This is a genomic window from Klebsiella sp. SWET4, from assembly GCF_024296565.1.
GTDB classification, from domain to species: Bacteria; Pseudomonadota; Gammaproteobacteria; order Enterobacterales; family Enterobacteriaceae; genus Klebsiella; species Klebsiella variicola.
Genome location: NZ_JANCOB010000003.1, coordinates 301,529 through 320,750, shown reverse-complemented (window position 1 = coordinate 320,750; position 19,222 = coordinate 301,529). Strand labels below are relative to the sequence as shown.

Sequence of the window (19,222 nt, the reverse complement as noted above, 5' to 3'; positions counted from 1 at the left end):
CACACATAAAGAGAGCGGTGCGATGAATAAGTGGGGCGTAGGGTTAACTCTGTTGCTGGCATCCGCCAGCGTTCTGGCAAAAGACATTCAGCTTTTAAACGTTTCTTATGATCCAACGCGCGAGCTGTACGAACAGTACAACAAAGCGTTTAGCGCGCACTGGAAGCAGGAGACCGGCGACAACGTGGTGATCCGCCAGTCGCACGGTGGTTCTGGCAAACAGGCGACCTCAGTGATTAACGGTATTGAAGCGGATGTGGTCACACTGGCGCTGGCCTACGACGTAGACGCCATTGCTGAACGCGGCCGTATCGATAAAAACTGGCTGAAACGCCTGCCGGATAACTCCGCACCGTATACCTCAACCATCGTGTTCCTCGTCCGCAAGGGCAACCCGAAACAGATCCATGACTGGAACGACCTGATCAAACCGGGCGTGTCGGTCATTACCCCGAACCCGAAAAGCTCCGGCGGCGCCCGCTGGAACTATCTGGCAGCCTGGGGCTATGCTCTGCATCAGAATCACGGCGACCAGGCGAAAGCCCAGGAATTCGTCAAAGCACTGTATAAAAACGTGGAAGTGCTGGACTCCGGCGCGCGTGGTTCGACCAATACCTTCGTAGAACGCGGCATCGGCGATGTGCTGATTGCCTGGGAAAACGAAGCGCTGCTGGCGACCAACGAACTGGGCAAAGACAAGTTTGAAATCGTGACCCCGAGTGAGTCGATTCTGGCTGAGCCGACCGTCTCTGTGGTCGACAAAGTGGTAGATAAGAAAGGCACGCGCCAGGTGGCGGAAGCGTACCTGAAGTATCTCTACTCGCCGGAAGGCCAGGAGATTGCGGCGAAGAACTTCTACCGCCCGCGCGATCCGAATGTGGCGAAGAAATATGCTAACGAGTTCCCGAAACTGAAGCTGTTTACTATCGATCAGGAGTTCGGCGGCTGGACGAAAGCGCAGAAAGAGCACTTCTCCAACGGCGGCACCTTCGACCAGATTAGCCAGCGTTAATCCTCTTGTCCCTGCTTGCGCTACGCTTAGCAGGGCTACAGTTTTGCGCGGTGCGTAGCCCGGGTAAGGCGTCAGCCGCTACCCGGGATAACTCCCCGCCCGCCATCTGTTTTCATTTAGTCATCAAATTACGTTACTCTTCCGCTTCAGGCTTAACAGGGAATGAAAATGAGAAGAGTAAGATACTTTTTGCTGGCGCTGCTGGTGGCGATCCTCGCGGCGCTGGCGGGCGGCTACTACTGGCTGCACTCCGGCAACCCGGACGCATTACGCAAGATTGTCCTGCAGCAGTGCGTACCCCATCAGCAACAGCAGCAAAATCCGTCGCCGTGCGCGGAAGTGAACCTCAAGGGCGGCTATGTGCTGTTTAAAGACCGTAACGGCCCGCTGCAGTATTTGCTAATGCCGACCTACCGCGTTAACGGCACCGAAAGCCCGCTGCTGCTGGACCCGTTGACTCCGAACTTCTTCTGGCAGGCCTGGCAGGGACGTGAAATCATGAGTCAGCGTCACGGCGCGCCGGTTCCTGATAACGCGATATCACTGGCGATTAACTCGCGCAGCGGACGCACGCAAAACCATTTCCATATTCATATCTCCTGCCTGCGCCCCGATGTGCGCGCGCAGTTAGATAAGGATGCGGGCGCGGTCAGCAGCCGCTGGCTGCCGCTGCCGGGCGGGCTTCAGGGCCATGAATACCTGGCGCGCCGGGTGACGGAGGCCGAACTGGCCCAGCGCAGCCCGTTCCTGATGCTGGCGGAAGAGGTGCCGGAGGCGCGCGAACATATGGGACGCTTCGCGCTGGCGATGGCGCAGCAGAGCGACGGCTCGCTGGTGCTGCTGGCGACGGAGCGTAACCTGCTGACCCTGAACCGGGCTTCAGCGGAAGAAATTCAGGATCATCGTTGCGCCATCCTTAACGCAAACCACTAGTTCTGGCGTTTACCTGTCTTACCTGTCGTCGTATTCTTGCTGAAAAAAACGACAGGAGACAGGCATGTCGCTCTGGCTTACCCACCCGCTGTTCCTTCCTTCATTGATTGTCGGCGTCACCATTGTGCTCTGGGCGACGTCGCTGCTGCCGGAATTTATCACCGCGCTGCTGTTCTTCGCGGCGGCGATGATGGCCAAAATCGCTCCGCCGGAGGTGATCTTCGGCGGCTTTGCCTCCTCGGCGTTCTGGCTGGTGTTCAGCGGCTTTGTGCTCGGTATCGCGATCCGTAAAACCGGGCTGGCGGACCGGGCGGCGCAGGCGCTGTCTGCGCGGCTCACTGACTCCTGGCCGCGGATGGTCGGCAGCGTGGTGTTGCTGAGCTACGCGCTGGCGTTTGTGATGCCTTCCAACATGGGACGTATCGCGCTGCTGATGCCGATCGTGGCGGCGATGGCCCGCCGCGCGGGCATTGTCGATGGCAGCCGCGGCTGGTTCGGCCTGGCCCTGGCGGTGGGGTTCGGCACCTTTCAGCTTTCGGCGACGATTTTGCCCGCTAACGTGCCAAATCTGGTGATGAGCGGCGCGGCGGAAGGCTCGTACGGTATCCATCTGAATTATGTTCCCTATTTGCTGCTGCATACGCCGGTGCTTGGCTGGCTGAAAGGGGCGGTGCTGGTGGCGCTGATTTGCAGGCTGTTTCCCGGCAAGCCGCATCCACCGCGTGACCTGGCGCCGCTGCCGCCGATGAGCCGCGACGAGAAACGTCTGGCGTGGCTGCTGGCGGTAGTCCTCACGCTATGGGTGACCGAGAGCTGGCACGGCGTCGGCCCGGCGTGGACAGGCCTGGCGGCGGCAGTGGTCACGCTGCTGCCGCGGGTGGGCTTTATCAACGGTGAGGAGTTTGCCAGCGGGGTGAATATGCGCACCTGCATTTATGTTGCCGGGATTCTGGGACTGGCGATCGCCGTTACCCAAACCGGAATTGGCGGTGCGGTGGGCAATGCGCTGCTGCAGGTGATGCCGCTGGATAAAGACAATCCGTTCACCAGCTTCCTCGCCCTGACCGGGATAACCAGCGCGCTGAACTTTATTATGACCGCCAACGGCGTGCCGGCGCTGTATACCACTTTTGCGCAGAGCTTTGCCGACGCGACCGGTTTCCCGCTACTCAGCGTGATCATGATTCAGGTGCTGGGGTATTCCACGCCGCTGCTGCCCTATCAGGCGTCGCCGATCGTGGTGGCGATGGGGTTAGGCAAGGTCCCGGCGAGGGCGGGGATGCAACTGTGTCTGGCGCTGGCGGCGGTGAGTTATCTGATTTTACTGCCGCTGGACTACGCGTGGTATCAGCTGTTGGGGAAACTGTAACGGCAAAAGAAAGCCCGGCTTGCGCTGTGCTAAGCCGGGCTCCCACGTTTTGTCAGTCACCCCGGTCGCGTTTCGCCACCGGGAAAAGCGAATTACGCTTTTTTCGCTGCTTCTGCTGCTTTAACGATCACCGCGAAAGCGTCAGCTTTCAGGGAGGCGCCGCCAACCAGCGCGCCGTCGATGTCCGGCTGGGTGAACAGCTCTGCTGCGTTGCCAGCGTTAACGGAACCACCGTACTGGATGATCACTTGCTCAGCGATTTTCGCGTCAGCTTTAGCAATGTGGTCACGGATGAATTTGTGCACCGCCTGAGCCTGAGCCGGGGTCGCGGATTTGCCGGTACCGATAGCCCATACCGGTTCGTAAGCGATAACCACGCCTTCGAAAGCGGCAGCGCCCTGCGTTTTCAGCACGGCGTCGATCTGACGTGCGCAAACTTCTTCGGTTTTGCCCGCTTCGTTTTCGGCTTCGGTTTCACCGATGCACAGTACCGGGGTCAGACCCTGCTCTTTCAGCACAGCGAATTTCTTCGCGATCAGCTCGTCGGATTCTTTGTGGTAGGTACGACGCTCGGAGTGGCCGATGATGATGTACTGTGCGCCGATATCTTTCAGCATTTCGGCGGAGGTTTCACCGGTGAATGCGCCGGACAGGTTCACGTCAACGTTCTGCGCGCCCAGGTGAATGTGGCTGCCTTCTGCCGCACGTTTAGCCAGGTCCAGATACATTTCCGGCGGGGCGATGGCAACTGCACAGCCGCTTACGCCAGCCAGCTCGGTACGCAGGTTCGCAACCAGTTCGTTTACCATGTGGCGGCTGCCGTTCAGTTTCCAGTTACCCATCACTAAAGGATGTCGCATTTTAATTCTCCACGCTACTTAAGCGAATTAAGGAATATAGCCGCCCCAGAGGGCAGCATGGTCTGTGAAACAGTATAGAGACTCGTCACTGGAAAGGCTTTGCTTTTTGTCATTTATTGTTGCCTTCCAGCGTTTCAGATAACGCCAGCTTAATCGGTTCAATGGCGAAGGTCAGACCCTTTTCGCCATGATCTGCCACCACATAGCGTACAGCGCCTTCGGTATCGGCAAAGTAGCGTTTGCCCTTGCCGGCGGTCAGCAGTTTCTGCAGCTTTTGCTGGCTTTGCGCCGGGCTAAGGGTGGGGACAAAGGCGCGGATCATGGCGCTCATATACTCCAGCGCTTTGGCTTTCGCCGCCTTTTGCTCCGGCCCCTGGATCGGCAGCCAGGTGATCTGCATGGATTTGATCTTCAGCGTGCCGCGCTCCAGCGCGGTCGAGGCATAGAGATTTTCATTAATTTTGCTGGCGGCGCGGGTCAGATTAGCCTGATCCCGGCTGGTGGCGATGGAACGGAATTCGTTCAGGGGCAGCTTCGGGTTATCGGCGTTAAATTTTTCCCGGAACTGGCTGATCGACAGGTCAAAACTCGGGGCGCCAGAGAGCAGATAGGGCGCCGCAGTCGCCGATTCGCTTTCTGCGGACAACGCGTGCGGGCCGACGGTCAGGCCCATCAGCCCACTTAAACACAAGATTGTCCACTTCTTCATGCCCGTCGTTCCTTTTTTTGCCTGCTGACGATTAAATCGGGAAGCGCGGCGCTTGTCAAAAAGTCACGACGCCAGGGTAAACTACGCAGACGATGATGATAAGGAAAAACGCATGACCCTACAGCAGTGGTTATTCTCAATTAAAGGGCGCATTGGCCGCCGCGATTTCTGGATCTGGATTGCCATTTGGCTGGTGACCATGAGCGCCCTGTTTACCCTGGCAGGCAGCAATCTTCTCAACCTGCAGACGGCGGCGTTTATTATCGTCTGCCTGCTGTGGCCGACGGCGGCGGTGGTGGTCAAGCGGCTGCACGATCGCGGCAAATCCGGATTGTGGGCGCTGCTGATGATTCTGGCGTGGATGCTGCTGGCGGGGAACTGGGCGATGCTGCCGCAGGTCTGGCAGTGGGGCGTCGGGCGCTTTGTGCCGACGTTGATTATCGTCATGATGTTGATCGACCTGGGGGCGTTTGTCGGCACCCAGGGCGAGAATAAGTTCGGCAAGGAGACCCAGGACGTGCGCTGGAAAGCGGACGCCTGATTACCAGTAGTGCTCCGCTGTCATATGGCCCGGCCGGCGACGCAGATGTTTGGTCATCTGCCGGGTCTCTTTTAACAGCTGTTGGGTATCGCGCACCATTTGCGGGTTGCCGCACAGCATGACGTGGCTGGTGTCGGTGTTCATCGCCAGCCCGACCGCCTCTTCCAGCGCGCCGGTTTCAATCAGGAACGGTACCCGGCCGGTCAGCGAGCCTTCCACTGTTTCGCGACTGACCACGGTCTGGATGCGTAGTTTACCGGCATAGCGCTGCTCGAGTTCGCGCATCAGCGGCAGATAGCTCAGGTCCGCGGCGTAGCGGACGGCGTGGACCAGTACCAGGTTGTTAAAGCGTTCAAGATCTTTGCCTTCCTGCAAAATTGACAGGTACGGCCCGAGGGCAGTGCCGGTCGCCAGCATCCACAGGGTATCGCAATCCGGTACCTCCTCGAGGACGAAGAAACCTGCCGCTTCACTCACCACCAGGACTTCATCGCCCGGCTTCAGCGCCGCCAGACGCGGGCTCAGCTTGCCTTCCGGGACGGTGACCAGATAGAACTCGAGATCGGGATTGCCGGGGGCATTGACGTAGGAGTAGGCGCGCTGCACGCGTTCTCCGTCGATTTCCAGTCCGAGCTTGGTAAACTGCCCGGCGGTAAACGGATGAACAGGCGCCCGCACGTATAAACTGAACAAGGCATCCGTCCAGTACTCCACTTTTGTCACTTTGCCGCTAACCCAGTCCGCCATCGTCTTCTCCTGTTGCCAAGCGATGCCTTATCTTCGGTCCAGACGAGTAAGATTTCCACCCCGAAGGCACAAGAAAGCTCTATTGATCAAATATAAACGAAGAACAGGGCAACCGCCTGCGGACGGTTGCCTGGGAGAGAAAAAGCGGTATTACAGGATGTGCTGCTGGATGTCCGGATCTTTACGGTCGAGGTAATGAATCGACTGAATACGACGGATAGTGCGCGACTTGCCGCGGATCAGCAGCGTCTCGGTGGTGGCCATGTTGCCCTTGCGGGTGATGCCGTCCAGCAGATCGCCTTTGGTGATCCCGGTGGCGGAGAAGACGACGTTATCGCTGCGCGCCATTTCATCCAGACGCAGCACTTTGCCTGCTTCAATGCCCATGGTTTTGCAGCGCGCCAGCTCGTTTTCACCGATGCGGCGGTTCTCTTCGTTATCGCCCTTCACGTGGTGGCGAGCCAGCAGACGCCCCTGCATATCACCGTCGAGGGCGCGGATCACCGCGGCGGAAACCACCCCTTCCGGCGCGCCGCCGATGCCGTACAGTACGTCGACTTCGCTATCCGGCATGCAGGTGAGAATAGAGGCCGCGACGTCGCCATCGGGAATCGCGAATACACGCACGCCCAGCTGCTGCAGCTGGGCAATGACCGCGTCGTGGCGCGGTTTCGCCAGCACGGTGACGGTCAGCTCGCCCAGCGGTTTTTTCAGGGCGCGGGCGATATTGTGCAGGTTCTCTTCCAGCGGCAGATTGAGATCGATAGCGCCTTTAGCACCCGGGCCGACGATCAGCTTTTCCATATACATATCCGGCGCGTTGAGGAAGCAGCCCTTATCGCCGACCGCCATCACCGCCAGGGCGTTGGCCTGGCCCATCGCCGTCATGCGGGTGCCTTCGATGGGATCGACAGCGATATCTACCGCATCGCCCTTGCCGGTACCCACTTTTTCGCCGATATAGAGCATCGGCGCTTCATCGATTTCGCCCTCGCCGATGACGATGGTGCCGTCGATATTGACGAGGTTAAGCATAATGCGCATGGCGTTAACCGCTGCGCCGTCGGCGGTATTCTTATCGCCGCGGCCCAGCCATTTATAGCCCGCCAGCGCGGCGGCTTCGGTGACACGCGAAAATTCGATGGCCAGTTCTCGTTTCATAATCCACTCGTTGTGTAGAAAAATTGCCCGCAGCGCGGCAAAAGCGCGCGCTACGCGTTGGAATAGCGTTCGGTTTCCGGCATCCAGCGCTCGATAAGCGCCTGGGCCTGCAGCGGATAGCGTTCATGAATATGGCGAGCAATGCGTTGAACGTCGGGGATCATCGCCTGATCGCGCAGCAAGTCCGCTACTTTAAATTCGGCGTTGCCGGTCTGGCGGGTGCCGAGCAGCTCGCCGGGACCGCGGATTTCGAGGTCTTTCTGAGCGATGACGAAACCGTCGTTGCTGTCGCGCAGGACCTGCAGGCGTTTCTGAGCCGTTTTGGAGAGCGGCGATTTATAGAGTAGCACGCAGTGGGAAGCGACCGCGCCGCGCCCGACGCGCCCTCTGAGCTGGTGCAGCTGCGCCAGACCCAGACGTTCCGGGTTTTCGATAATCATCAGGCTTGAGTTAGGCACGTCAACACCGACTTCAATCACCGTGGTGGCCACCAGCAGATGCATCTCGCCCTGCTTGAAGGCCTGCATTACCGCCTGCTTCTCGGCCGGTTTCATCCGCCCGTGGACGAGGCCGATATTAAGTTCCGGCAGCGCCAGTTTGAGCTCTTCCCAGGTCGCTTCCGCCGCCTGGGCTTCCAGCAGATCGGACTCTTCAATTAGCGTACAAACCCAATAGGCCTGGCGCCCTTCGTGGGTGCAGGCGTTGCGTACGCGGTCGATAATATCGCTGCGCCGGGTGTCCGGGATGGCGACGGTGGTCACCGGGGTTCGGCCCGGCGGCAGCTCGTCGATAATCGAGGTGTCCAGATCGGCGTAGGCGGTCATTGCCAGGGTGCGGGGGATAGGCGTGGCGGTCATGATCAGCTGATGCGGGTGGAACCCCTGCTGCTGACCTTTTTCCCACAGCGCCAGCCGCTGATGCACGCCGAAGCGGTGTTGTTCGTCGATAATCACCAGCGCCAGGCCGTTAAACTGCACCTGCTCCTGGAAGATGGCGTGAGTGCCGACAATCATCTGCACTTCGCCGCTGGCGATAGCCTCCTGCTGCGCCTGACGGGCTTTGCCTTTCTGTTTGCCCGCCAGCCAGCCGACTTCTATGCCCAGCGGTTCAAACCAGCTGCGGAAGTTATTGGCGTGCTGTTCGGCAAGCAGTTCGGTGGGCGCCATCAGCGCCACCTGTTTGCCGTGGGCGATAGCGCGCACGGCGGCCAGCGCGGCGACCAGCGTTTTACCGGAGCCAACATCGCCCTGCACCAGGCGCATCATCGGCACGTCCAGCGCCATATCGTGTTCGATCTCGGCGGTAACCCGCGCCTGCGCGCCGGTGGGCTTAAAGGGCAGGGAGGCCAGCAGCTGGTTTTTCAGGGTATCGTTGGCGCCGAGCGGCAGGGCGTGATAGCGCTGGGCGCCTGCCCGCAGCGCCAGCATGCTGAGGTTATGCGCCAGCAGCTCTTCCAGAATCAGACGCTGCTGCGCCGGGTGCTTGCCGCTTTCCAGCTCGCTAAGTTGCAAGGAGGGAGGCGGACGGTGCAGCGTACGCAGCGCTTCCGGCAGGCTCATCATCCCCTGCGCCAGCTCCGGTGGCAGGAGTTCGCTAATCGCGCAGGTTTCCAGGAGCTCAAGCGCCTGATCGGTGAGCTTGCGCAGGGTCGCCTGCTTGATGCCTTCGGTGGTCGGATAGACCGGAGTTAACGTTTCCTGCAGTTCTGGGGTGCTCATATCGCCCTGGACGCGGTATTCCGGGTGGATCATCTCGGCGCCGTACTTCCCGCGTTTGGCTTCACCGTAGGCCAGCACCCGACGACCAGTCGCGAGGCTGTTTTTCATCGCCGCGTTAAAGTTGAAAAAGCGCATGGTGAGGATGCCGGTGCCGTCGCTGATCTGGCAGGTCATCATCCGCCGGCCGCCGAAGGTGATATTGCTGTTGAGCACTTCGCCTTCCACGGTGGCATAAACCCCGGGAAGCAGCTCGGCTATCGGGTAAAGATGGGTGCGATCTTCGTAACGCAGCGGCAGGTGCAGCAGCAGGTCCTGAACCGTATGCAGGCCGATCTTCGCCAGTTTACTGCTTTGCGCAGCGCCCACTCCGGTGAGTGAGCTGAGCGGTACGGCATCGAGCAGGCGGCCTGACATCAGGTTTACCTCGTTGCCTGCATGGTAGCCCACCATGCGTCATCGGCTTCCACTTCGCCCTGCTCGTTGACGTGGGGGTAAGGCAGATCTTTTTGTCGGGCGACGCGGGCCAGCACCGGATAACCGCCTTCGAACAGCAGGCGCTGCTGCTCTTCCGGCGGCAGCATGCTGTTGGCGCGTTGGTACATCCCGGCGTTCTGCCGCTGGCGCTGCGCCTCGTAAAGGATCAGCGCCGAGGCGACGGAGACGTTCAGCGACTGCACCATGCCGATCATCGGGATAATGATGTCCTGATCGGCCAGCGCCAGCGCTTCCTGGGTGATGCCGGTTTTCTCCTGACCCATCAGGATGCAGGTTGGACGCGTATAGTCGATTTCACGAAAATCGATGGCTTTGTCGGAAAGGTGAGTGGCGAGAATTTGCATGCCCTGGCCTTTCAGGTGGCCGACGGCATCTGCGATGGTGCGGTGGGTTTTCACCTGCACCCAGCTGTTGCTGCCCGCGGCGGCGGAGGCCATGGTACGCATCCGGCTGCTTGGCCAGACGGCATGCACTTCGTGTACGCCAACGGCATCTGCGGTCCGAATGACCGCAGAGACGTTATGAGGCTTATGGACCTGCTCCATGCAGACCGTCAGGTCAGGCTGACGCCTGGCGAGCATCTCGCAGATACGCTCGTAGCGCTTTGAGTTCATAAAGCTAGTTTCGGTTACGGGTGACTTTAATCACGTCCGGCATGACGCGGATTTTGCGCATGATATTCGCCAGATGCACGCGGTCACGCGCGGTCAGGCGGATAAAGGCGCTGTATACGCGGCCATCTTTCTCTTCCGTATTCAGGCTCTGGATATTGGAAGACGCGGTGTTGATCGCCGCCGTCAGGTTAGCCAGCGCGCCCTGGTGGTTAAACATGTCCACCTTGATTTCGGTGATGAACTCCTGAGCGGTCTCTTTATCCCACTCAACCGCCATAAATTTCTCCGGCTCTTTCTGGTAGCCGCGAATGTTACGACAGGATTCATGGTGGATAACCAGCCCTTTACCCGGGCTGACGTGGGCGATAATCGGGTCACCTGGGATCGGGCGACAGCACTTGGCGAAGGTGATCAACACGCCATCGGCGCCTTTGATCGGCAGATGGCCGTGGTTCGACGCGTTAGCCGGTACCGGCGCCGCAGCGGCTTCGCCCTGCTGCAGGTTTTTCGCCACCACGACGCTCATGGCGTTGCCCAGACCGATTTCCGCCAGCAGATCGTCAAGCGTGGCCAGCTTCATGCGATCGAGTTCGCGCTGGATATTCTCCGGCGGGATCTCGGCGAGTTTGCGGCTTCCGCCCAGCGCGTGATTGAGCAGACGACGGCCAAGGCTGACCGAATCGTCGCGCTTAAGGTTTTTCAGCAACTGACGGATCTTGGCGCGCGCTTTCGAGCTGACGACAAAGTTCAGCCAGGCGGCATTCGGGCGTGCGCCCGGCGCGGTGATAATTTCGACAGTCTGGCCGCTGGAGAGCGGCTGCGACAGCGGATAAGGCTGGCGATCGACGCGCGCGCCAACGCAGGCATGGCCGATATCGGTATGCACCGCGTAGGCGAAGTCCACCGGCGTGGCGCCGGCGGGCAGTTCGACAATGCGACCTTCCGGGGTGAAAACGTAAATCTCATCCGGGAACAGATCGGATTTTACGCTCTCGATAAATTCAAACGAGCTGCCGGCGCTCTGCTGCAGCTCCAGCAGGCTTTGCATCCAGCGCTGAGCGCGGATTTGCGCGGTGGTGCTGCTTTCGCCGCCGTGCTCTTTATAAGCCCAGTGCGCCGCAACCCCCATCTCCGCCATCTGGTCCATGTCTTCGGTACGAATTTGTACCTCGACCGGGACGCCGTGGGGGCCGATCATCGAGGTATGCAAAGACTGATAGCCGTTCGCTTTCGGAATGGCGATGTAATCTTTGAAACGACCTGGACGCGGTTTGTAGAGGCTGTGCATCTGGCCGAGCACGCGATAGCAGATATCGGCATCATGGACGATAACGCGGAAGGCGTAGATATCCATGATCGAGTGAAAACGCTGCTCTTTAAGCACCATTTTGCAGTAGATGGAGTACAGATGCTTTTCGCGACCGCTGACGCGGCAGGGGATCCCCGCTTCCTGCAAACGCCCTTCGATTTCAGAGAGGATCTTTTGGATCATCTCCTTACGGTTGCCGCGCGCCGCTTTGACCACCTCTTTAATGACGCGGTAGCGGTTAGGGTACAGCGCTTCAAAGCCCAGCTCTTCGAGCTCGGTCTTGATGTGATGGATACCTAAACGGTGCGCCAGCGGGCTGTAAATTTCCAGCGTTTCGCGGGCGATGCGGCGGCGTTTATCCGGGCGTAACGAGCCCAGAGTACGCATGTTGTGGGTGCGGTCGGCAAGCTTGATGAGGATGACGCGGATGTCCTGCACCATCGCCATGATCATTTTGCGAAAGTTTTCGGCCTGCGCCTCTTTCTTATCGCGAAACTTGAGCTTATCAAGTTTCGACACCCCCTCTACCAGTTCGGCAACGCTTTTACCAAAAAGCTGTTCCATGTCCTGGTAGGTGGCGGGGGTATCTTCAATCACATCATGCAGCAGCGCGGCCATCAGCGTTTCATAGTCGAGCTTCATCTCGGCCAGAATGCAGGCTACCGCGACCGGGTGCGTGATATAGGGTTCACCGCTTGAACGTGTCTGACCCTCGTGAGCGTCACGTGCAACGAGATACGCCTGCCGAAGGCGCTTAATTTGCTCTTCCGGCAGGTAGTTTTGAATCAGCTGATTCAGGCTTTCAAACAGATACAAGGGCGACCCGCTGTGTGATTAACGACGACCTTCAGCAATCGCGGTAACGGCTTGTAATTCAGCGGCTTCCTGCTCTTGCTGTTCCTGGCGCTCACGTACGTCGAGGATCTGGTTGTTGATCAGACCTTCTTCGATTTCGCGCAGTGCGATAACGGTGGTTTTATCGTTTTCTTCCGGTACCAGCGGATCCTTTCCGCCTACCTGCATCTGACGAGCGCGACGCGCGGCGACCAGTACCAGGTCAAAACGGTTACCAATTTTCTCTACAGCGTCCTGAACAGTTACGCGTGCCATACTTAAAATGCTCCACAGGTGAAGAAATGACTGGGCATGATACTGAATGTGGGTTCAGTCTGCCAATAGTTTGGTGATTAAAGCGCCATGTCGCTGCTTTTGGCGGCTCATGCGCAGACGTTCAGCGCGGATGATATTTTTCAGGTCGCTCAGGGCGGTGTCAAAATCATCGTTCACAATCAGGTAATCATATTCCGCGTAATGGCTCATTTCCGCAACGGCCTGGGCCATCCGTTTCGCGATCACCTCTTCGCTGTCCTGGCCGCGGCCGCGCAGGCGACGGTCCAGTTCATCTTTTGACGGCGGCAGAATAAAAATGCTGCGTGCGCCGGGCATGCTTTTACGGATCTGCTGCGCACCTTGCCAGTCTATATCGAGGAAGACATCGACGCCGGTCGCCAGCACCTGCTCGATCGCTTTACGCGACGTGCCGTAATAGTTGCCAAAGACCTCTGCATGTTCCAGAAACGCGTTTTCGCCAATCATCGAGCGGAATTCGTCGTGATTCACGAAGAAATAGTGTTCGCCGTGCACTTCACCCGGACGCGGCGCCCGCGTGGTATGGGAAACCGATACCTGGGTGTCATACAACGGTTGGGTTTTTAATAAAGCCTGAATCAGGCTGGATTTACCCGCGCCGCTAGGGGCGGAAACAATATAAAGCGTGCCTTGAGCCATGAGTGTCTTTTGTATGTGGTTATCGAAAGAGGTCCTACATACGAGCCTATTATACACGTCGCCGCGGCGTGACGCAGTCATTGTCACACTTTTTGCCGCGGTTTCTTTCATTTTGCCTGCCGTTTTCCTGAATTCGCCAGCCGTTGCTGCAATGAGGCGTAAATCCTGGAAGGCGCTTCGCAAGGCGAAAAAGTACCCATCGCGGTTCGCGGTGTTCTACAGCAGACTCTCCGCCAGGTGACGAAGGAGAGGAATGCTATGCGAAAAGGAGGGTGGTGGCTGGCGATGGGGATGTTCTCTGCCAGCGCGCTGGCGACGTGTCCGGACTGGCCGCCGGCCAAAGGAAGGCAGGAGATTTCACGCCTTCATCAGCAAATTGTCGCCTGGAAAGAGGACTACTGGCGACAAGGCGCCAGCGAAGTGAGCGATGAGGTTTACGACCAGCTCACCCTGCGCCTGGCGCAGTGGCGACAATGCTTTCCGGGCACGACGCCTGAAGATGACGATCTGCCTCCGCCCACCGGCGATGCGCGTCATCCGGTGGCCCATACCGGCGTGCGCAAGCTGGTGGATGAGGTCAGCGTGGCCCACTGGATGAAAAATAAAACCGACCTGTGGATACAGCCTAAAGTGGACGGCGTGGCGGTGACCCTGGTCTATCGCCAGGGGAGTTTGGTTCAGGCCATTAGCCGCGGCGATGGTCTGCGCGGTGAGGCATGGACCGCCCGAGCGCGGCAGATCCCGGCGCTGGCGAAAGTGACGACCGGTGAACTGGCCAACAGCGTGCTGCAGGGGGAGCTGTTTCTGCGCCGGGACGGCCATGTTCAGCAGCAGGCTGGGGGGATGAACGCGCGGGCGAAAGTCGCCGGGTTGATGATGCGAGCCGACGCGGCGGCGGCGCTCAGTCAACTGGACGTTTTTATCTGGGCCTGGCCAGACGGCCCGTCGGATATGCGCCGTCGACAGCAGCTGCTGACGCAGGCGGGGTTTAAGTACAGCGGGCAATATACCCACCCGGTGACACGCGTCGAACAGGTGGCGCAGTGGCGCCAGCGCTGGTATCGCTCGCCGCTTCCCTTCGTCAGCGATGGCGTGATTGTGCGCGAAGGGCGCGAACCGCCGGGACGTGCCTGGTCTCCCGGAAAGGGAGAGTGGCTGGCGGCCTGGAAGTATCCTCCGGCCTCGCAAGTGATGGAGGTACGGGCGATCCATTTCAGCACCGGCCGCAGCGGCAGGCTCAACGTCGTGGCCCAGCTTGAGCCCCAGCGGCTGGATGATAAACGCGTGCAGCGGGTTAATGTTGGCTCTGTGGCCCGCTGGCAGGCGCTGGATATTGGGGTTGGCGATCAGCTGCAGATCAGTCTGGCAGGGCAGGGGATTCCTCGGATCGACGCCGTCGTCTGGCGGACGGCCGAGCGCCATAAACCGACGCCGCCGGCGGCGAAATTCAATGCGCTAACCTGCTATTTCGCCACCCCTGAGTGCAGCGAACAGTTTCTTTCCCGGCTGATCTGGCTGTCATCAAAGTCCGCGCTGGATGTCGATGGCGTGGGGGAACATTTATGGCGCGCTATTCAGCAGCAAAACCCGATGACGCATATTTTTTCCTGGCTGGCGCTTACGGTGGAGCAGCTGCAGGCGGTGCCAGGGATCTCCGCCGCCCGCGGGCAGCACCTCTGGCATCAATTTGATCTCGTTCGCAAACGGCCTTTTATCCGCTGGGTGCTGGCGATGGGGCTCCCGGTGCCTCAGGGGGCGCTGGCGCAGCTCGAAAGCGAGAACTGGCATCTGCTGGCGGCAAAAAGTGAAGCGCAATGGCGCGCGCTGCCGGGCGTGGGGGAGATCAGAGCCCGCCAGTTGGTGGCCTTCCTGCACCATCCGGATGTGGTGGCGCTGGCGCAATGGCTCAGTGGGCAGCGCATTCCCGGATTTTGAGGCGGTTAGTGGCTATCATGGGTGTAGTGGAAGACCGGTAGCCCCAGTTTCCAGCGCAGTGCCAGCATGCGGGCGGTAAAGCCGAACAGCAGCGTAGCCAGCACCACCACATCGTGGCTGCTGACGTAATGTTGCAGGGCAATATAGAGTACGGCTGCGGCAAACGAGATCCCGGCATAGAGCTCTTTCTGGAAGACCAGCGGAATGCGTTTGCAGAACATATCGCGCAGTACGCCGCCAAAAACGCCGGTGATGACCGCGGCGATAGAGGCGATGATCGGACCTTCGCCCATATCCAGGGCGATCTGCGCGCCGATGATGGAAAACACGATCAGCCCCAGCGCGTCCAGCACCAGAAACAGCCGGCGAAGGTGAGGCATCACTGGAGCGGCAATGGTGGTGAGGACGGCGGCGACAGCGACAATAATGACATATTCCGGATGTTTCACCCAGCCGAGAGGATAATGTCCCAGCAGGATATCGCGAACGGAACCCCCGCCCAGCGCGGTCGCGGTGGCGATAATGATGACGCCAAACGTGTCCATCCGCCGGCGCCCGGCAGCCAGCGCGCCGGTCATGGCTTCCGCGGTGATACCGATTAAATACAGAACATGAAGCAGCATAGATCCCCCCAGATAATGGCGGGCAGGTTAACGATTTGTGCGCAGGATCACGATTGAGATTTTCTAAAGCGAATCATTTACGCCAGGAAAAATTAATGGAAGTAGTATCTGTGATGGCTTGATTTAAAGGTTTATTGATTTTTTAGGTATTTTTATTGATTAGAAAAAGTAATGCTAAGTGAAGCGACGGGTATCACTATCGAAGACACTATGATTACGCAATGTTTAAGTCTCGTCCTTTATTCTTTTATTTTTCCTTTTCAAGGCCTGAGAAAATGAGCGTCGCCGCCGGGAATAAAAACAATCTGACCCGCCTGATAGCCGTGGTATTAACCGGGATTCTGGCTGGCCTGGCCGGCATGGTGCTGGCGCTGATTTTACACGCGATACAGCACCTGGCTTTTGGCTACAGTGCCGGGCAGATCGTCGGTTCGGTGTCATTTTTACAGGGCGTCACGGAGTCGTCCTGGCCACGCCGCATCGCGGCAATCGTGGCCGGCGGCGTCGTCGCCGGATTTGGCTGGTGGCTGCTTGGTCGCTATGGGCAGAAGCGGATTTCCATTGCGGCGGCGGTGGCCAACCCTTCCGTACCCATGCCAGCAGGCACCACGACGATCCACGCCCTGCTGCAGATCGTCACCGTAGCGCTGGGTTCCCCGCTTGGCCGCGAAGTGGCGCCCCGGGAAATGGGCGCGCTGGGGGCGGGGATGGTGGCGCGTAAGCTGGGCCTGCTGGAAGATGAAACTCGCACGCTGATCGCCTGTGGGGCGGGCGCCGGTCTGGCGGCGGTCTATAACGTCCCGCTGGCAGGGGCGTTGTTCAGCCTTGAGGTCATGCTGCTGTCGTTTAGCTGGGAAAAAACGCTGGCGGCGATAATGACCTCGGCGATTGCCGCGTGGACGGCCACCCTGGGGTTAGGGGATGAATCGCAATACCATTTTGTTTCCAGCACGCTTCCGCATTCCTTTCTCTGGTGGGCGATTCTGGCGGGCCCGATTCTTGGCACCGGCGCCTGGCTCTTTCGTAAAGCGACCAGCGCAGCGCGTTCACGTGTCCGAAGTAACTGGCAGATGCCGGTGTTCTGTCTGCTGGGGTTTTCCCTTCTTGCCATCCTGAGCCTTTATTTCCCGGAACTTCCGGGCAATGGCAAGGGACCAATGCAGCTGGCGCTCAGCGACGGGCTGCCTCTCTCTATGGTCGCTATCCTGTTAGTGTTGAAGATGGTGGTGATCCTGGCGGTGCTGCGCGGCGGCGCGGAGGGTGGATTGTTAACCCCGGGGCTGGCGGTAGGCGGACTGGTCAGTCTGCTGCTCTGCGCACTCTGGCAGCTCGGCTTCCCTGGCGGAGATAAAAGCAGCTTCGCTCTGGTGGGGGCGGCCGCGTTTCTCGCCGCCTCCATGCAGATGCCGCTGACCGCGGTGGCGCTGGTGATGGAGTTCACCCACATGGATCACAGCTATCTTGCTCCGGCGCTGCTGTGCGCGGCAGGGGCGTTTTTAACCTGCCGGGCGCTGGACAAAAAATAGGTTTACCGAGCCGCAGTGAAAGTGAACAGGGAGGGGCCCTTCATCCGGGAAGTAAAATCAGCCGCATTTTTCCCTGATGGTTGCCTCATGGTTAATAAGCCATTTTTTACGTGCAACGCCGCCGCCGTAACCGGTCATCGAACCATCTTTGCCGATAATTCGATGGCAGGGGATGATAATCGCGACGCGGTTAGCGCCGTTTGCTGCAGCCACCGCGCGCGTGGCCGTTGGTTTACCTATATCCATCGCAATCGATTGATAATGCGTCGTCTCACCGAAGCTAACGTACTGTAAATGGCGCCAGACCGCTCGCTGGAATTCGCTGCCTGGGGTATCAAGCGCCACCTCGAACGATTGACGCCGCCCGGCAAAATACTCCGTTATTTCCTGTTGCGCCTGCCGGGTGTGGGCGTTTTCACCAGCGATGATGCTGGCGTCGAACCGTCGCTGCAGGTCGCTGAATTCTGTCTCCAGCGCTCGTCTGTCGACAAACTCCAGCAGACAAATCCCCCGCTGCGTTGCACAAACAAACATTGGCCCTAACGGGGTGGTAAAACGATGAATTAAAACAACCTGGCGTTGCGCGCTGGGTGCGGAACCGGTCAATTTTTTGCAGGTATAGCCGAAACCGCTTAAGGACTCATAGCCGCTATCGAAAGCGACATCGGTGGTTGATCGGCCTGCTTTCAGCTCCTGAAGCGCCATATTAACGCGCTGCATCCGTTGAAAAGCCTGAAAGGTGACCCCGTGGTTTTGCAGGAACCAGCGGCGAACGCGTTCCGGGCTAATATCGTGCTGACGTAGTTCGCTATCACTGAGGCGAACCTTCGGGTCTTCTCGCAGCAGGCGGAGCGCTTGCTCAACAAAGGCGGGGGCTGTCCGGGCATTCTCCGTCGGGCGACAGACTTTGCATGGCCGGAACCCGGCATCCAGAGCGGATTTAACGTCATTATAGAATTCGACGTTTTCCCGCCTGGGTTTTCGCGCCCGACAGACCGAGATACAAAATACGCCGGTGGTTTTCACGCCAACGAAAAAGACGCCGGTAAACTCCACAGCGCGTTCAAGCAGCGCCTGATACCAGATATCGCACTGGATGCTGTCGGTAATTTTCATGGTCAAAAAACACCCGAGAAAGAGTAGTTAGCTTGCACCTGACATAATAAGTCTTTCAGTCTGGCCTGTGTGGCAGCATGAATAAAATTGCCCATCGAAATTCGTTTTACGCCCAGTGCCGATAAGGTACTGAAGTCCGCCAGCTCAGGCATACACATTACGTTTAAGGGTAAAGGCACGTGGCGGACAATGGCGGTAATATCTTCCGCGCGGGTGACGCAAGGCACAAAAAAACCGCATCCGCCATGGTTAGCGTATAACTGACCGCGATAGAGCGTCTCATCCAGTGCATTGGGTACGTTGAGAAGAAAGGTATCGGTGCGGACATTAACAAACATATCGGGACAAGCGTGGGTGATTTCCTGGATTTTGGCGGCAAAGACCACGGCATCGTCAAGACGACGCGTATTATTCACCACATGACTATCCTCGAGGTTTATTCCGCTCACGCCGAGATGCGCCAGACGCTGGATATTGTCAATGATGTGGCTGGTTGTGGCGCTGTAGCCCGCCTCTAAATCGACGCTTAACGGCAGTTCGCTAACAGCTTTGATGTGTGAGACGATATATAACAGCTCGTCAAAACTCATCTCTTCGCCATCTTCATACCCTAACATTGCGGCGATAGCAGCGCTGGAGGAGCCCAGCGCCTGATAACCGGCCTGCTGAGCGGCCTGAGCGCTGCTGGCATCCCAGACGTTGGCAAGCAACAACGGTTGGTTTTGCTGGTGAAGCGCGTTGAAGTTCATTCTTTTCTCCCGCGGTG

18 protein-coding genes are annotated in these 19,222 nt (G+C 58.7%); 6 read left to right on the top strand and 12 right to left on the bottom strand.

Going from position 1 to position 19,222, the window contains the following annotated elements; all coding sequences use genetic code 11:
- Positions 1-22: 22 nt before the first annotated feature.
- The 3 genes from NKJ21_RS10640 (at position 23) to NKJ21_RS10630 (ending at position 3,314) form a co-directional block, all read left to right on the top strand.
- Positions 23-1,012: a sulfate ABC transporter substrate-binding protein gene (locus NKJ21_RS10640; RefSeq protein ID WP_002922936.1), complete on the top strand. Its 990-nt coding sequence runs from the start codon at positions 23-25 to the stop codon at positions 1,010-1,012.
- A 162-nt stretch (positions 1,013-1,174) separates the two neighbouring features.
- Positions 1,175-1,945 carry a CDP-diacylglycerol diphosphatase gene (locus tag NKJ21_RS10635; RefSeq protein WP_165456084.1) on the top strand — a complete coding sequence of 257 codons (771 nt, stop codon included), beginning with the start codon at positions 1,175-1,177 and terminating at the stop codon, positions 1,943-1,945.
- A gap of 64 nt (positions 1,946-2,009) precedes the next feature.
- Entirely contained in the window at positions 2,010-3,314 is a 1,305-nt protein-coding gene (locus tag NKJ21_RS10630) for an SLC13 family permease (RefSeq protein WP_008806814.1), read from the top strand.
- Positions 3,315-3,406: 92 nt separating this feature from the next.
- Here NKJ21_RS10630 and tpiA read toward each other — a convergent pair whose 3' ends face one another.
- Both tpiA and NKJ21_RS10620 read right to left on the bottom strand, forming a co-directional pair.
- Positions 3,407-4,174, bottom strand: a complete 768-nt coding sequence (gene tpiA, locus NKJ21_RS10625) for a triose-phosphate isomerase (RefSeq protein WP_002922909.1) — start codon at positions 4,172-4,174, stop codon at positions 3,407-3,409.
- 109 nt (positions 4,175-4,283) lie between these two features.
- The gene (locus NKJ21_RS10620; RefSeq protein ID WP_008806815.1) at positions 4,284-4,883 is read right to left on the bottom strand and encodes a YiiQ family protein; all 600 of its coding nucleotides are present in this window, start codon (positions 4,881-4,883) and stop codon (positions 4,284-4,286) included.
- Between the two features lie 112 nt (positions 4,884-4,995).
- Here NKJ21_RS10620 and NKJ21_RS10615 point away from each other — a divergent pair, with 112 nt between their 5' ends.
- A complete protein-coding gene (locus NKJ21_RS10615; protein WP_004173894.1) occupies positions 4,996-5,424 on the top strand; it encodes a DUF805 domain-containing protein in 429 nt (142 codons plus the stop codon).
- On the opposite strand, the gene fpr is transcribed toward NKJ21_RS10615, so the two are convergent.
- From fpr to gmk, 7 genes are all read right to left on the bottom strand, one after another.
- A complete protein-coding gene (fpr, locus tag NKJ21_RS10610; protein ID WP_012540295.1) occupies positions 5,425-6,171 on the bottom strand; it encodes a ferredoxin--NADP(+) reductase in 747 nt (248 codons plus the stop codon).
- A 150-nt stretch (positions 6,172-6,321) separates the two neighbouring features.
- Complete coding sequence (gene glpX / locus NKJ21_RS10605; protein WP_022064595.1) at positions 6,322-7,332, bottom strand: class II fructose-bisphosphatase; 1,011 nt, start codon at positions 7,330-7,332, stop codon at positions 6,322-6,324.
- Between the two features lie 50 nt (positions 7,333-7,382).
- Positions 7,383-9,464, bottom strand: coding sequence for an ATP-dependent DNA helicase RecG (recG, locus tag NKJ21_RS10600; RefSeq protein ID WP_012540296.1), 2,082 nt, complete (start codon positions 9,462-9,464; stop codon positions 7,383-7,385).
- A gap of 5 nt (positions 9,465-9,469) precedes the next feature.
- A complete protein-coding gene (trmH, locus tag NKJ21_RS10595) occupies positions 9,470-10,159 on the bottom strand; it encodes a tRNA (guanosine(18)-2'-O)-methyltransferase TrmH (protein ID WP_044612993.1) in 690 nt (229 codons plus the stop codon).
- Positions 10,160-10,163: 4 nt separating this feature from the next.
- Positions 10,164-12,284, bottom strand: a complete 2,121-nt coding sequence (gene spoT / locus NKJ21_RS10590; RefSeq protein WP_008806818.1) for a bifunctional GTP diphosphokinase/guanosine-3',5'-bis pyrophosphate 3'-pyrophosphohydrolase — start codon at positions 12,282-12,284, stop codon at positions 10,164-10,166.
- Between the two features lie 18 nt (positions 12,285-12,302).
- Positions 12,303-12,578, bottom strand: a complete 276-nt coding sequence (rpoZ, locus tag NKJ21_RS10585) for a DNA-directed RNA polymerase subunit omega (RefSeq protein WP_000135058.1) — start codon at positions 12,576-12,578, stop codon at positions 12,303-12,305.
- A gap of 54 nt (positions 12,579-12,632) precedes the next feature.
- Positions 12,633-13,256 carry a guanylate kinase gene (gene gmk / locus NKJ21_RS10580; RefSeq protein WP_002922664.1) on the bottom strand — a complete coding sequence of 208 codons (624 nt, stop codon included), beginning with the start codon at positions 13,254-13,256 and terminating at the stop codon, positions 12,633-12,635.
- A 258-nt stretch (positions 13,257-13,514) separates the two neighbouring features.
- Here gmk and ligB point away from each other — a divergent pair, with 258 nt between their 5' ends.
- Positions 13,515-15,191 carry an NAD-dependent DNA ligase LigB gene (gene ligB / locus NKJ21_RS10575; RefSeq protein WP_254732890.1) on the top strand — a complete coding sequence of 559 codons (1,677 nt, stop codon included), beginning with the start codon at positions 13,515-13,517 and terminating at the stop codon, positions 15,189-15,191.
- Positions 15,192-15,196: 5 nt separating this feature from the next.
- Here the strand turns inward: ligB and NKJ21_RS10570 are convergent, their stop codons facing one another.
- Positions 15,197-15,814: a trimeric intracellular cation channel family protein gene (locus NKJ21_RS10570; protein ID WP_012540300.1), complete on the bottom strand. Its 618-nt coding sequence runs from the start codon at positions 15,812-15,814 to the stop codon at positions 15,197-15,199.
- Between the two features lie 275 nt (positions 15,815-16,089).
- Between NKJ21_RS10570 and NKJ21_RS10565 the strand changes: the two genes are divergently transcribed.
- Entirely contained in the window at positions 16,090-17,340 is a 1,251-nt protein-coding gene (locus NKJ21_RS10565; protein ID WP_218809424.1) for a chloride channel protein, read from the top strand.
- Between the two features lie 57 nt (positions 17,341-17,397).
- On the opposite strand, the gene NKJ21_RS10560 is transcribed toward NKJ21_RS10565, so the two are convergent.
- Together NKJ21_RS10560 and NKJ21_RS10555 are read right to left on the bottom strand one after the other, a co-directional pair.
- A complete protein-coding gene (locus NKJ21_RS10560; protein ID WP_080929106.1) occupies positions 17,398-18,456 on the bottom strand; it encodes a bifunctional transcriptional activator/DNA repair enzyme AdaA in 1,059 nt (352 codons plus the stop codon).
- A gap of 2 nt (positions 18,457-18,458) precedes the next feature.
- On the bottom strand, positions 18,459-19,205 hold the full coding sequence (locus NKJ21_RS10555; protein WP_080929107.1) for an isocitrate lyase/phosphoenolpyruvate mutase family protein: 747 nt from the start codon (positions 19,203-19,205) through the stop codon (positions 18,459-18,461).
- Between the last annotated feature and the right edge of the window lie 17 nt (positions 19,206-19,222).

What these genes read in the sequence shown, in the direction of transcription:
- ligB (WP_254732890.1), top strand. Translation starts at nt 13,515, where the DNA reads ATGCGAAAAGGAGGGTGGTGGCTGGCGATGGGGATGTTCTCTGCCAGC.
- tpiA (WP_002922909.1), bottom strand. Translation starts at nt 4,174, where the DNA reads ATGCGACATCCTTTAGTGATGGGTAACTGGAAACTGAACGGCAGCCGC.
- fpr (WP_012540295.1), bottom strand. Translation starts at nt 6,171, where the DNA reads ATGGCGGACTGGGTTAGCGGCAAAGTGACAAAAGTGGAGTACTGGACG.
- NKJ21_RS10565 (WP_218809424.1), top strand. Translation starts at nt 16,090, where the DNA reads ATGAGCGTCGCCGCCGGGAATAAAAACAATCTGACCCGCCTGATAGCC.
- NKJ21_RS10570 (WP_012540300.1), bottom strand. Translation starts at nt 15,814, where the DNA reads ATGCTGCTTCATGTTCTGTATTTAATCGGTATCACCGCGGAAGCCATG.
- trmH (WP_044612993.1), bottom strand. Translation starts at nt 10,159, where the DNA reads ATGAACTCAAAGCGCTACGAGCGTATCTGCGAGATGCTCGCCAGGCGT.
- rpoZ (WP_000135058.1), bottom strand. Translation starts at nt 12,578, where the DNA reads ATGGCACGCGTAACTGTTCAGGACGCTGTAGAGAAAATTGGTAACCGT.
- NKJ21_RS10620 (WP_008806815.1), bottom strand. Translation starts at nt 4,883, where the DNA reads ATGAAGAAGTGGACAATCTTGTGTTTAAGTGGGCTGATGGGCCTGACC.
- NKJ21_RS10630 (WP_008806814.1), top strand. Translation starts at nt 2,010, where the DNA reads ATGTCGCTCTGGCTTACCCACCCGCTGTTCCTTCCTTCATTGATTGTC.
- NKJ21_RS10560 (WP_080929106.1), bottom strand. Translation starts at nt 18,456, where the DNA reads ATGAAAATTACCGACAGCATCCAGTGCGATATCTGGTATCAGGCGCTG.
- gmk (WP_002922664.1), bottom strand. Translation starts at nt 13,256, where the DNA reads ATGGCTCAAGGCACGCTTTATATTGTTTCCGCCCCTAGCGGCGCGGGT.
- NKJ21_RS10635 (WP_165456084.1), top strand. Translation starts at nt 1,175, where the DNA reads ATGAAAATGAGAAGAGTAAGATACTTTTTGCTGGCGCTGCTGGTGGCG.
- NKJ21_RS10615 (WP_004173894.1), top strand. Translation starts at nt 4,996, where the DNA reads ATGACCCTACAGCAGTGGTTATTCTCAATTAAAGGGCGCATTGGCCGC.
- glpX (WP_022064595.1), bottom strand. Translation starts at nt 7,332, where the DNA reads ATGAAACGAGAACTGGCCATCGAATTTTCGCGTGTCACCGAAGCCGCC.
- NKJ21_RS10640 (WP_002922936.1), top strand. Translation starts at nt 23, where the DNA reads ATGAATAAGTGGGGCGTAGGGTTAACTCTGTTGCTGGCATCCGCCAGC.
- NKJ21_RS10555 (WP_080929107.1), bottom strand. Translation starts at nt 19,205, where the DNA reads ATGAACTTCAACGCGCTTCACCAGCAAAACCAACCGTTGTTGCTTGCC.
- recG (WP_012540296.1), bottom strand. Translation starts at nt 9,464, where the DNA reads ATGTCAGGCCGCCTGCTCGATGCCGTACCGCTCAGCTCACTCACCGGA.